This is a genomic window from Geothrix oryzae (assembly GCF_030295385.1).
Classification (GTDB): Bacteria; Acidobacteriota; Holophagae; order Holophagales; family Holophagaceae; genus Geothrix; species Geothrix oryzae.
Window position 1 is genome coordinate 1,244,717 of the sequence record NZ_AP027079.1, and the last position, 12,499, is coordinate 1,257,215.

Here is a 12,499-nt window from a genome sequence, read left to right on the forward strand (position 1 = left end):
AGCATACAAAAGGGCGACAAGCGGCGTCCGTTTGTTTGATGATGGCTTGGCGGGCTCCCCGGCTCGCGACGCGGTGCATCGACTGGCAACGGTCGGCAAGGACCCGCAGCGAGCCTCGCAGCCCAGGCCCCTCGAGGGCGAGCTCATGCCTCCTGCACCTCCCACCCATCCGCCGTCCAACCTCGATCTCGACGGGTTCACCGGCCTCATCGAGGCGGAAGCGCTGCTCCGCCTGCAGCGCGCCGGGCCCAACGAGCTGCCGTCGCGCGAAAAACGGGGACTCCTGGCCATTGTCTTCGAGGTGGTGCGCGAGCCCATGTTCCTCATGCTGGCAGCGGCGGGCATCCTCTACCTGCTGATGGGAGAACCCCAGGATGCCCTGATGCTCCTGGGTTTCGTCTTCGCGGTCATGGGCATCACCATCGTCCAGGAGCGGCGGACGGAGCACGCCCTGGAAGCCCTCCGCGATCTCTCCAGCCCGCGGGCGCTGGTGATCCGGGGGGGCCAGCAGCGCCGGATCCCCGGCCGCGAAGTGGTGTCCGGCGATATTCTGGTGGTGGTGGAAGGAGACCGGATCCCCGCGGACGGCCTCCTGCGTGCCGGCATCAATCTGGCGGTGGACGAGTCCCTGCTCACGGGGGAATCCGTTCCCGTGCGGAAGGCCGCGTCCGTGGATGCCCAGGGCCTGGACGCTCCGGGCGGGGAGGACTCATCGTCCCTTTTCTCCGGAACGCTGGTGACGGCGGGCCAGGGGGTGGTGGAAGTCCTCGGGACCGGCTCCCGCACGGAACTCGGGAAGATCGGCAAGGTCCTGCAGCAGGTGGAGCCGGAGGCGACCTTCCTGCAGAAGGAGACGGGCCGCCTGGTCAGGACCTTCGCCCTGGTCGGACTGAGTGCCTGCACCCTGGTGGTGATCCTCTATGGCCTCACCCGGGGCGGCAGCGCCCAGGTGTGGAAGGAGGGCCTGCTGGCGGGCATCGCCCTGGCGATGGCCATGCTCCCCGAGGAGTTCCCCGTCGTGCTGACGGTCTTCATGGCCCTCGGCGCGTGGCGCATCTCCCGCAGCCGGGTGCTGACCCGGCGCATGCCCGCCATCGAGATGCTCGGTGCGGCCACCGTCCTCTGCGTGGACAAGACCGGAACCTTGACCCTCAATCAGATGACCCTCAAATGCCTGAGCGTGGAAGGACATGCCCAGAGCCTGGCCGGGGTCGGGTCCGAACTCCCGGAGCAGGTCCACGAGCTGATGGAATACGCCATCCTGGCCAGCAAGAAAGATCCCTTCGACCCCATGGAGCGGGCCCTCCACGCCGCGGGAAAGCAGTGGCTCATGGAGACGGAGCACCTGCACCCCGATTGGTCCCTGGCGAAGGAATACCCCCTCACGCCGGGGCTCCTGGCCGTGACCCACGCCTGGCACTGCGGCGGGGGGCAGGTCATGGTGGCGACCAAGGGGGCCCCCGAAGCGGTGGTGGACCTCTGCCACCTGCCCGCGGAGCGGCGGGCTGAAATCGAGGGCTGGGTCGCGGACCTGGCTTCCCGGGGCCTGCGGGTCCTGGGCGTGGCCCGCGGCCGCTACGGGGCGGCGGACCTGCCGGAAGGCCACCACGACCTCGAGCTCGCCTTCATCGGCCTGCTGGGCCTGGAGGATCCCGTGCGGCCCACCGTGCGGGCCGCGGTGGCGGAGTGCCGGACGGCGGGCATCCGCGTGGTGATGATCACCGGCGACTACCCTGCCACCGCCCAGAGCATCGCGCGGCAGGCGGGGCTCGCCCATCCGAGGAAGGTGATCACGGGGCCCGAGCTGAACGAGATGAGCGATGAGGCGCTGGCGGAGCGGGTCCGGGAGGTGGATGTGTTCGCCCGCGTGGTGCCGGAGCAAAAGCTTCGGCTGGTCACCGCCCTCAAGGCCAACCGCGAGGTGGTGGCCATGACCGGGGACGGCGTGAACGATGCCCCCGCGCTCAAGGCCGCCCACATCGGGATCGCCATGGGGGGCCGCGGCACCGATGTGGCGCGGGAGGCCGCGTCCCTGGTGCTGCTGGACGACGATTTCTCCTCCATCGTGGCCGCCGTCAAGCTCGGGCGGCGCATCTTCGACAACATCCGCAAGGCGGTGGCCTTCATCCTCGCCGTGCACATCCCCATCGCCGGGCTGTCCATGCTGCCGGCGTTCTTTCCGGGCTGGCCGCTGCTCCTGCTGCCGGTGCACATCGTGTTCCTGGAACTGGTGATCGATCCCTCCTGCTCCCTGGTCTTCGAGGCCGAGGAGGCGGAAGCCGATGTCATGCAACGCCCGCCCAGGGATCCCCAGGAGCGGCTGTTCAGCCTCACCTCCATCGGCCTCGCCGTGCTGCAGGGGGCCACGGCCCTGGCGGCCTGCCTGACGGTGTATCTCCTCGCCCGTCCGGGCCATGGCGACGGGGCCGCCCGCGCCCTGACCTTCGCCGCCCTGGTGGTGTCCTTCCTGGCCATCATCCTGGCCAACCGATCCTGGACACTGAGCATCCTCGGCAGCCTGCGAAACCCCAATCCCGCCCTCTGGTGGGTGATGGGGGGCACGAGTGCTTTCCTGGTCCTGGTCCTGATGTGGCCGGTGGCCCAGCGCCTGTTCCACTTCGCCCCCGCACACGGCAAGGACCTTTTGCTGGCCTGCGCGGCAGGCTTCGCCAGCATCCTCTGGTTCGAGGCGTTCAAAAGGTTCCGCCGCCGGGGGCCCTCCACCTTCCCGGCGGAAGGCTGATCCATGTTCGGATGGGGCAGGCCCTTCTTCCTGATTGGAACGCACCCGTGAATCGACCGCAGGCCGCCGACCCCATCATTCCTGCCGGTCCAGCGTCGGATCGCACCCGGGCGGCCATCGCCGAGGTGGTGGCGAGGCTGGCCCGTTCGGGGAGGACCGGTGAGCGCTGGCTGGGCGGGTATGCGGGGCGGAAGGTCCGGATGGATCACCTCTACGAGGCGGCCCTGCCCTTGATACCTGCGGGGACGAAGGTCCTTGATCTGGGCTGCGGCGTGGGCCTCCTAGGCATGCTGCTGGAGGCGCGGGGACAGGGGAACGAAACCTTCGGCATCGAGTGGGACCGGTCCAAAGCCCGGTTCGCCCAGCGGTTGGCCGAGGGGAAGCCTGCGGTCCGGGTGGTGTGTGGCGACCTGTGGGCAGAAGCGTGGCCCGAATGCGCCGTGATTTCGGCACTGGATGTCCTCCACTACTTCGTTCCCGAGCGGCAACGGGCGCTGCTGCTCCGCATGGGTGCGCACCTCCCGGCGGGCGGTCGGCTGCTGCTTCGCGTGATGGACGGCCGCGCCGGGGGGATGGCGAGGGTGACGAGGTTCTGCGAGCAACTGGCGGTCGGGTTCGGATGGAATCAGGCGCCGAGCGTGTACTGGCGCTCCCTGGCCGAGGTGCGCGGGGACCTGCGGGAGGCTGGCCTTTCCATCCTTCCGGTGCCTGGGGAGGGCGGTCATGGCCTGGGAAACTGCCTGGTGGCCGCCGAGAAACCGGGAACGCCTCTGGAGAGCCTCAAGGGCGTCCCAAACGCGACGGCCTGGCCTTCAGGCGCAGGGGAGGTTTCTCTCCCGCCCCTGTCCTGGGAGCGTGCCGACAGCATGCAAAAAGCCCCCTGATGTCTCAGGGGGCTCATTTGGTGGACCTGATCAGGATCGAACTGACGACCTCTGCATTGCGAACGCAGCGCTCTCCCAGCTGAGCTACAGGCCCATGAACCTTTAGTCTAACGGGCCGGCATTGGGCGTCAATGGCCGACCGGCGGGGTGCCGGCCGGTCCTTGCTGCGGGGCCTACATCAGGGCCTACATCAGGGCCTGCATGATCTCGTTGAGGGTGGCCTCGCTGGGCTTCAGCTGGGCCTCGCCGAGGCTGTTCAGGGGCTCGTCCACCAGATTCAGCACCTGGGGCAGGGGGGGCTGGGTGGGATTGATGTAGAGCAGGCCCGTGAGGAACTCGCCCTTGGCCATGGACTCGTGGACGGCCTTCATGGCGCCGAAGCGGTCCGTGGGGTCGTAGCCCTCGTGCGTGGCCTTGATGGCGACCTTGGAGCCGTCGGGGAAGGTGACGATCTCGGTCTGCCCGGCGGGGATCTCCACATCCTCGACTTCGGAATACTGGATGAAGCCCAGGTCGTGGAGGGGGAAATCGTGGTCCTTCACATGCTTGTAGGAGCGGGTCGAAGCGTCGTGGTTGTTGAAGGTGACGCAGGGGCTGATGATGTCGAGCACCACGGTGCCTTCGTAGGCGAAGGCGGCCTTGAGGATGGTGTTCAGCTGCTTGGGGTTGCCGGAGAAGCACCGGGCCACGAAGCCGCAGCCCAGCTCGATGGCCAGGGTGCAGGGATCGATGGGCGGCAGGTCGTTCACGGCGCCGCTCTTGAGGTGGGAGCCCTTGTCGGCGGTGGCGGAGAACTGGCCCTTGGTGAGGCCGTAGACGCCGTTGTCCTCGATGATGTAGATCATCGGAATGTTGCGCCGCACCGCGTGGACGAACTGGCCCATGCCGATGGACATGGAATCGCCGTCGCCGGAGATGCCGATGTTGATGAGGTTCCGGTTGGCCAGCGAGGCGCCGGTGGCGATGGAGGGCATGCGGCCGTGGACGCTGTTGAAGCCCCAGCCCTGGTTGATGAAGTAGGCGGGCGTCTTGGAGGAGCAGCCGATGCCGGAGTATTTGGTGACGCGGTAGCCCTCGAGGTTGGACTCGAAGGCGGCGTTGATGATCTGGGCCGTGATGGCGTCGTGGCCGCAGCCCGCGCAGAGGGTGGACTTGGAGCCCACATAGTCCTGCTTGGTGAAGCCGAGCTTGTTGGTCGGAGTGGCCGGCGGGTTAGGAGCGGAAGGGGTGGCGGTGGTCATGGTCGGCTCCTTACTTCTGCTCGAAGGCGGTGATCTGATCCACGATGCACTTGGCGTCGATGGCGTGGCCGTCGTAGTGGAGGACGCTCTTGAACTTGGTGGCGTACTCGGGATAGGTCTCGCGGAAGAGGTTGGCCATCTGGCCGTCGCGGTTCTGCTCGACGATGTAGACGACCTTCTTCTCCTTCACGAAGGCATCGATCTCGGCGGTGAAGGGCAGGGCGCGCAGGCGGAGGTAGTCGGTCTTGAGACCGGCCTCGGCCAGGATGTCCTGGGCCTCGATGACGGCGGGATCGCTGGAGCCGAAGGCCAGGACGCCTTTGTCGGACCCCAGGTTGCGGAAGACGGGGCCGGGGACATGGGTCTTCGCGGTCTCGTACTTCCGCTTCAGGCGATCCACCACGGCGAGGTAGTCCTCGGGCTTCTCGGAGTACTGGGCATAGGCGTTGTGCCCCGATCCGCGGGTGAAGTAGGCGCCCTTGCCGCCGGGCGTGCCGGGCAGGGAGCGGTAGCAGATGCCGTCGCCGTCCACATCCTTGTAGCGGCCCCAGTCCTGCATGTCGGCGAGCTGCTGCTGGTTGAGCACCTTGCCCCGGTCATAGGGCTTGGCGGGGTAGGCGAAGGGCTTGGAGGACCAGTTCTGCATGCCGAGATCGAGGTCGGTGACGACGAAGATCGGCGTCTGGAAGCGCTCGGCCAGGTCGAAGGCATCATAGGAGAACTGGAAGCACTCCTCCATGGTCCCGGGGTAGAGGTTGATGTGCTGGGTATCCCCGTGGCTGGCCTTGGCGCAGAGCTCCACATCGGACTGCTGGGTGCGGGTGGGAAGGCCGGTGCTGGGGCCCGTGCGGGCCACATTGAAGAAGACGCCCGGGGCCTCCACATAGTAGCCCATGCCGATGAACTCGCTCATGAGCGAGATGCCGGGGCCCGCGGTGGAAGTCATGGACCGGGCGCCGGCCCATCCCGCCGAGAGCACGACGCCCGCGGAGGCGAGCTCGTCCTCCATCTGCACGATGGCCACGGTGGACTTGCCGGTCTTGGGATCCTTGCGGTATTCCTCGGCGTATTCGATGAAGGTCTCGACCAGGCTGGAGGCGGGCGTGATGGGATACCAGCCCACCACGGTCACGCCGGCGAAGAGCGCGCCCAGGGCGCAGGCCTCGTTGCCGTCCACGATGATGAGGCCCTGGGTCTTGTTGTCGCGGATCACCTTGATGTGGTCCTGGTCCTCGAGGTTCTCCATGGCCCAGTCGTAGCCGGCCGTGCAGGCGGTCTGGTTGAGCTCGACGGCCTTGGCCTTGCCCTTCAGCTGCTTGGCGATGGCCTTCTTGACCTCCTCCATGTCGATGCCGAGCAGGCGGGCGGCCACGCCCACATAGATCATGTTCTTCACCAGCTTGTGCAGCTTGGGCTCGGGGCAGGAGGCCGTCACGAGCTTCTGGAAGGGCACGGGGATGTAGGCCAGGTCGCTGCGGAGCTTGTCGAGCTGCAGGGGCTCGTCGTAGATCACCAGCGCCCCGGGATCAGCCTTGGCGATGTCGTCCTTGGCGGTCTCGGGGTTCATCAGGATCAGCATCTCGTTGCTGGCCTTGCGGGCCACATAGCCCTTGGCGCTGGCGCGGATGGTGAACCAGGTGGGCAGGCCGGCGATGTTCGAGGGAAAGAGGTTCTTGCCGCTGACGAGCACGCCCATCTGGAAGATGGCGCGCAGCAGGACCGTGTTCGCCGTCTGTGAACCCGATCCGTTGACCGTGGCCACCTGGATGGAAAAATCATTGATCCTGGTTTTCGCTCCTCCGGAGGTGGCAGGGGCGGCGAGGGTGGCAGTCATAGGACTCCTTTCTCATCGGGGCAATGGCGACGAAGAGGGCGTAAATGCTTGGCCCGCCACGCCATCGTCCAGTATGGCAGACGCTCCCAGGGCCATCCAGGAAAGGTAATGAAAGGGAGGATCCGGCAGGTCTGAAATAAAGCGAAAAAAAAGGGATTGACGACCCCGGGATCGGCTCTTACCTTGGAGCCATGAAAGCCAGTGACCTCACCAAACGACAGCAGGCCGTGCTGAAGTTCATCCGCACCTTCGTACAGGCGGAAGGACGCAGCCCCACGCTGGCGGAAATCGCCAAGGGGGTGGGTTCCAGCGCGGTGTCCACTATCCACAAGCATGTCCAGCACCTCATGGACAAGGGCTTCCTCGTCCGCAGTCACGGCAAGGGCAACAACCTCGTGGTGGCCGCGGGCACCGGGCCCGAGGGGCCTGCGCCGCGAAGCGAGCGCCCTGAGCCGGTACCCGCTATGAAGATTTTCCCCTTCTGCGGTGATGTGGCCGCCGGTTCCCCCATCCTGCCGGAGAGCCGGGCCCTGCCCATCGAGGTGCCCAACAGCATCCACCGCCAGCGGGATGAACTCTTCGTGCTGCGCGTCCGGGGCGACTCCATGGTGGACGACGCCATCCTGGACGGCGACCTGGTGGTCCTGCAGCGCAAGGGCGAGTACCGCAACGGGGATCGCGTGGTGGCCCTCATCGACCGCGAGGAAGTGACCCTCAAGGAATTCCGGAGGGACGCCAAGGGCGTGTGGCTCATCCCCCACAATCCCGAGCTCCAGCCCCGCTGCTATCCGCCCCAGCGCATCGACATCCAGGGGCTCCTCGTGGGCGTCATGCGCAGCTGCTGACGAGACACTGCTGAGGAAACCTTGAGGCTGCCTACTGGGGTAGGCGGTCGCGGATGGCCGCGCCCATCGCCACCGTGCCCAGGTTGCCCCCGAGGTCTCGTGTCCTGGCGCCGGCTTCGAGAGCCTCCGCCACGGCCGCTTCCAGCGCGCCTGCCTCCGGCTCCCAGCCCAGATGCCGGAAGAGCAGGGCGGTACTGAGGAGCATCCCCACGGGATTGGCCAGGCCCTGCCCGGCGAGGTCGGGAGCCGAGCCGTGCACCGGCTCGGCCAGGGCGGAGCAGCGGTGGGGCCGGTGCGGGGCCCAGCTCAGGGACGGCGCCACGCCCATGCCGCCGACGAAGGCCGCCGTGAGGTCGCTGATGAGGTCGCCCAGGTAGTTGTCCGCGGCGATCACCCCGAAGGGGCTCGGATCCTGCACCAGCGCGCAGAGCAGGGCATCCGCATGCATGCCTTTGGCAGGCACCTCCGGGAAGGTTCTCTGCAGGTCCTGGAAGACGCGCATCCAGAGCCCATGGCCGTGCTTCAGCACATTGGCCTTGTGGGCCAGGGTCAGGGTGCAGCCGCGCGCGCGGGCGTGGTCGAAGGCGGCCTCAAGGAGGCGCCGGACGGCTGGCTCCGTGTGCACGGCCAGGTCGATGGCGCGGCCCGGCTCCGTGGAACCCTGCAGGCAGTAGGGACCCTCCGTGTTCTCGCGGAAGACCTCGATGTCGAGGGCGGGGCCGCTCCGCGGCACCCGGGGCTTGCAGGGGCGGAAGTTCACCGTCAGGTCCAGGCCCTGGCGGAGGCGCAGCAGGATCTCCTCCGCGTGACGGCCATCCGGCACCCGCGGATCCCCCACGGCCCCGAAGAGAATGGCGTCGCAGCCATCGCGCAGCTCTGCAAAGGCGGTGCCCGGGAGGGTCTCTCCCGTGCGGAGGAAGTGGTCCGCGCCATAGGGAAGAGGCAGGGTCTCGAGGTTCCGCCCCCGGGACCGGGCCCAGGCCAGGCAGGGAACAGCCTCGGCCATGACCTCCGGGCCGACGCCGTCGCCGGGGATGAGGGCGATGCGAATCGTCTTGTCCAAGGCCAGAACTCCCATCGAAGAGCCGATGGTGCCACACTCCACCATCTTCCTGGAGGCTCGCATGGATCGGGGATGGAGGGCTGGCATGGGAATCATCGCGATGCTGGGGCTGGCTTCGGCGGCCGAGGTGGTGGAAGGGGCCAAGGCTCCGACCTTCGAGGCGCGTGATCAGCACGGGGCCCTGGTGCGCCTGGCGGACTTCCAGGGCAAGTCGGCGGTGGTGCTCTACTTCTATCCCAAGGACGACACGCCGGGCTGCACGGCCCAGGCCTGCAGCCTGCGGGACGGCTTTTCGGCGATCCAGGCCGCGGGCGCGGTCATCCTGGGCGTGAGCGCGGATACCAGCCAGAGCCACCGGGCCTTCGCGGAGAAGTTCCACCTGCCCTTCAGCATCCTGGCGGATCCCGACCGGCGCATCATCGAGGCCTACGGCGTGAAAATGCCCCTGCTCGGCTTCGCCAAGCGGGTCACCTTCCTCATCGATCGGCAGGGCGAAGTCCGGAAGGTGATCCGGGACATCCGCACGAAGGATCACGACCAGCAGGTGCTCGCCCTCCTGAAGGGAATGGACTAGCCACCGGAAATCCTGCATTTGCATTGAGCCCGGATGGATTTCCGGGCTAAACTTTTTTCTACCAAGAGGTTCAAGAATGGTGTTCTTCAACCACGCCACCCGGCAGATGACGGCGAAAATCGTCTACTACGGGCCCGGCCTGTGCGGAAAAACCACCAACCTCAACACCATCTACGGCAAGACGAGCCAGAAGGCGCGCGGCGAGATGGTGAGCCTCAACACCGAGACGGACCGCACCCTGTTCTTCGATCTGCTGCCCATGGATGTGGGCATGGTGGGCGGCTTCAAGACCAAGCTCCAGCTCTACACCGTGCCCGGGCAGGTGTTCTACAACAGCACCCGCAAGCTCGTGCTCAAGGGCGTGGATGGCATCGTCTTCGTGGTGGACAGCCAGGTGCCCATGCTCGATGCCTGCCGGGAGAGCTGGCAGAACCTGGAGGAGAACCTCCGGGAGCTGGGCCTGAACCTGCACGACATCCCCGTGGTCTTCCAGTGGAACAAGCGAGACCTGAAGAATGTGGTCTCCGTCGAGCAGCTGGAGTCGGTCTTCAATGCCCGGGGACTCCCCAGCTTCCAGTCGGTGGCTTCGGATGGCACCGGCGTGTTCGAGACCCTGCGCGGCGTCACCAAGCTCGCCCTGTCGCACATCAAGACCCATGTGCTGGGCGAGGCCCAGGCGCCCAAGGCCCCCGCGCCGGCCTCGCTGGCCCAGCCGGGCGTGGAGGCGCTGACCTTGTCGGACCTGCCCTCCGTCACCGACCTGCTCGACATGGAGGCCGCCGCCCAGTCTTCGGCCCCCGGAAGCGTGCCGCTGCCCGATGAGGACGATGACACGGGCCTCTACATCGAGGCGCCCCACTTCCTCGACGCCCCCTCGCCGGGGGAGCCGCCCGCGGCAGACGACAGCATCACTTTCCTGTCCGGGGACGAGGCGGATGATCTGCCTCCTTCCTCCCTGGTCCTGGATGAGGAGGGGGCGGAAGTCCTCCCCGAGATCGAGGCCCTGCCGGCTTCCGAGCCCGTTCCGCCCGCTCGCGAGATGGCTCCGGTCCCTGAAGCTCCAGCCTCTGAAGCTCTGGCCCCTGAAGCCCCGGCCCAGTCCGCCCCTGTTCCTCCGGCGGCCCATCCCACGACCCATCCCGCGGCCCGTCCCGCCCCGAAGGCGGATCCGTTGGCGGCCCTCGCCTCGCTGAAGGTGGAGGCCCGGCGCCCCGCGCCCCGACCCAAGGCGGTGGATTCCAAGGACGCCATTTCCTCCCTGATGGGCGAGCTGACGCAGGTGGGGCGCCAGGGTGCGCCTTCGGTGCTGCGGCTCGAGGTTCCACCCGAGACCGATGGCCAGGAGGTCGAGATCTTCGTGCAGGTGCGCCTCAAGGGGCAGATGGTGGCGGAAGGCCAGATCCATCGTCCGGCTCCCGCCAAGGGCAGCACCGCCAAGCTCAGCGTCGAGCTCAAGCGGGGCTGAGATGCGTGCGTTCGCCCTCGTCGCCGTGTTGATCACCCCGCTTTCGGCGGCCCTGCCCGCGTGGTGGACGGCCCTGCCCAAGGTGCCAATCCTCGCCAGCCGGTTCCGCCAGGAGAGCGACAGCGCGGTCTTCGGCAAGCTGGCGAGGGAAGGCGAGCTGCTGCTGGCCCGCGGCGGGAAGCTGCGCGTGGCCTACGACTCGGGCCTGAGGGTGACCTCGGACGGCCGCCACCTCGTGCAGTACGACCCCGACACCCGCACGGCCCAGCGGGTGGAGTTGGCCCGGGCCGTGCGCGATTTTCCCCTGCTGGGTCTCCTCCTGGATCCCGCCCGCATCAACCAGCTCTACCGTGCCGAATCCATCGGGAGCGAGGCGGTGAAGCTGGTGCCCCGGGAACCGGGCCTGCCCGGCCTGAAGGCCACGGGCCGCAAGGGCCTGCTGCGCACCCTCGAATGGACCGATCCCACGGGGGCCCAGCAGCGGCTGGAGTTGCTGGATCCGAAGACGCCGGCTTCGGTCGAACCCGGTGCCTTCAAGCCCCAGGTGCCAGCGGGCACACGCTGGGCGACTCCCAACGGCTGAAGGCCTACTCCGAGCGGCTGAAGGCGTCGAAGACCTCAGCCTGGGGGAAGCGCAGCCGCAGCCAGGCATCCAGCTCCGGCACCGTGTCGAAGAGGCGGTCCGCCCCGGCCTGCTGCAACTCCTCACGGCTGCCGTACCCCCAGCCCACGCCGATGGCTTCGAGGCCATGGTCGTGGGCGGCGGTCATGTCCACGCCCCGGTCACCGATGAAGACCCCGCCCGGGTGGATGGTTCCGCGCTCCGCAAGGCCCGCCAGCACTTCGGTCTTGGGCTGCCACCGGCCCTTCAGGCTGCTGCCGAAGATGTCATCGAAGATCAGGTTCAGGTCGAACTGGTAGGCGATGCGGCGGGCGAAGAGGCTGGGCTTGGCGGACACGACATAGATGCGGTGGCCCTGGCGCTTCAGCCGGTGCAGGAGGTGGAAGACGCCCGGGTACAGTTCGTGCTCGAAGACGCCGTCCTCGCGGTAGCGCTCCCAGTAGAAGTCGAGGGCGGTCTCCAGCCGCGCCGGATCCTCCAGGCCCTTCAGCGTGGCCAGGGACTCGCGCATGCCGAAGCCGATCCAGTTGCGGATCGTCGGCTCGTCCGGCATCTCGAGGTGGAAGGCCTCGCAGGTCTTCCGCAGGCAGTTGCGGACCCCGAGCAGGGGATCCACCAGGGTTCCGTCCAGATCGAAGCAGACGAGGCCCGGGGCCCCGGTCGGATCTTCCATCGCCCGCTACTTCATCTGCTTGTTGTAGGCCTCGATGGAAGCCTGCACGAAGGCGTGGGCCTCGGCCTTGCCTCCCCACCCATCGCTGGCCACGGTCTTGCGCTCCAGATCCTTGTAGGTGAGGAAGAAGTGCTCGACCTCGAGCAGGAAGTGCGGCGGCAGGTCCGTGCGGGAGGTCACATGGGCGTAGGTGGGGTCGTCCGTGGCCACGGCCAGGACTTTGGCGTCGTGGCCCTTGTCGTCCGTCATGCGCAGCAGGGCGATGGGCCGGGCGCGGATCACCACGCCGGGATAGGTCGAGCCATTGATGAGCACCAGGATGTCGGCCGGATCGCCGTCGTCGGCCAGCGTGCCGGGAATGAAGCCGTATTCGGCGGGGTAGTGGAAGGGCGAAAAGAGCACCCGGTCCACATGCACCAGGCCCGTGTGGTGGTCGATCTCGTACTTGATGCGCGAGCCCGTGGGGATCTCGATGATGGCGTTGACGATCTCGGGCGCCTGCTTTCCAGGATCAAGGTGGACCAGGGATGACATGGGGGCGCTCCGCGAAAGCCT

10 protein-coding genes, 1 tRNA gene and 1 pseudogene are annotated in these 12,499 nt (G+C 67.5%); 6 read left to right on the forward strand and 6 right to left on the reverse strand.

Annotation, left to right across the window (positions count from 1 at the left end):
* The first annotated feature begins 145 nt into the window (after positions 1-145).
* Positions 146-2,743 carry a cation-translocating P-type ATPase gene (locus QUD34_RS05705; RefSeq protein ID WP_286355632.1) on the forward strand — a complete coding sequence of 866 codons (2,598 nt, stop codon included), beginning with the start codon at positions 146-148 and terminating at the stop codon, positions 2,741-2,743.
* A gap of 47 nt (positions 2,744-2,790) precedes the next feature.
* A complete protein-coding gene (locus QUD34_RS05710; RefSeq protein ID WP_286355633.1) occupies positions 2,791-3,627 on the forward strand; it encodes a class I SAM-dependent methyltransferase in 837 nt (278 codons plus the stop codon).
* Positions 3,628-3,645: 18 nt separating this feature from the next.
* Here the strand turns inward: QUD34_RS05710 and QUD34_RS05715 are convergent.
* The 3 genes from QUD34_RS05715 to QUD34_RS05725 form a co-directional block, all read right to left on the reverse strand.
* Positions 3,646-3,721 (reverse strand) — tRNA-Ala (locus QUD34_RS05715).
* Positions 3,722-3,812: 91 nt separating this feature from the next.
* Positions 3,813-4,868: a 2-oxoacid:ferredoxin oxidoreductase subunit beta gene (locus QUD34_RS05720; protein WP_286355634.1), complete on the reverse strand. Its 1,056-nt coding sequence runs from the start codon at positions 4,866-4,868 to the stop codon at positions 3,813-3,815.
* Between the two features lie 10 nt (positions 4,869-4,878).
* Entirely contained in the window at positions 4,879-6,702 is a 1,824-nt protein-coding gene (locus tag QUD34_RS05725; RefSeq protein ID WP_286355635.1) for a 2-oxoacid:acceptor oxidoreductase subunit alpha, read from the reverse strand.
* Between the two features lie 191 nt (positions 6,703-6,893).
* On the opposite strand from QUD34_RS05725, the gene lexA reads away from it, so the two are divergent.
* A complete protein-coding gene (gene lexA, locus QUD34_RS05730) occupies positions 6,894-7,547 on the forward strand; it encodes a transcriptional repressor LexA (protein WP_286355636.1) in 654 nt (217 codons plus the stop codon).
* 31 nt (positions 7,548-7,578) lie between these two features.
* Here the strand turns inward: lexA and QUD34_RS05735 are convergent, their stop codons facing one another.
* Entirely contained in the window at positions 7,579-8,610 is a 1,032-nt protein-coding gene (locus QUD34_RS05735) for an isocitrate/isopropylmalate dehydrogenase family protein (RefSeq protein ID WP_286355637.1), read from the reverse strand.
* An 85-nt stretch (positions 8,611-8,695) separates the two neighbouring features.
* Between QUD34_RS05735 and QUD34_RS05740 the strand changes: the two genes are divergently transcribed.
* The 3 genes and pseudogenes from QUD34_RS05740 (at position 8,696) to QUD34_RS05750 (ending at position 11,232) form a co-directional block, all read left to right on the forward strand.
* On the forward strand, positions 8,696-9,184 hold the full coding sequence (locus QUD34_RS05740) for a peroxiredoxin (RefSeq protein ID WP_286355638.1): 489 nt from the start codon (positions 8,696-8,698) through the stop codon (positions 9,182-9,184).
* A 76-nt stretch (positions 9,185-9,260) separates the two neighbouring features.
* A pseudogene (locus QUD34_RS15155) lies at positions 9,261-9,836 on the forward strand (GTP-binding protein); the annotation flags it as partial.
* Positions 9,837-10,650: 814 nt separating this feature from the next.
* Positions 10,651-11,232 (forward strand): LolA family protein, encoded by a 582-nt coding sequence (locus QUD34_RS05750; protein ID WP_286355640.1) that lies wholly within the window; start codon positions 10,651-10,653, stop codon positions 11,230-11,232.
* A 4-nt stretch (positions 11,233-11,236) separates the two neighbouring features.
* On the opposite strand, the gene QUD34_RS05755 is transcribed toward QUD34_RS05750, so the two are convergent.
* Together QUD34_RS05755 and QUD34_RS05760 are read right to left on the reverse strand one after the other, a co-directional pair.
* Complete coding sequence (locus QUD34_RS05755) at positions 11,237-11,944, reverse strand: HAD family hydrolase (protein WP_286355641.1); 708 nt, start codon at positions 11,942-11,944, stop codon at positions 11,237-11,239.
* Between the two features lie 6 nt (positions 11,945-11,950).
* The gene (locus tag QUD34_RS05760) at positions 11,951-12,478 is read right to left on the reverse strand and encodes an inorganic diphosphatase (protein WP_286355642.1); all 528 of its coding nucleotides are present in this window, start codon (positions 12,476-12,478) and stop codon (positions 11,951-11,953) included.
* Positions 12,479-12,499 lie beyond the last annotated feature (21 nt).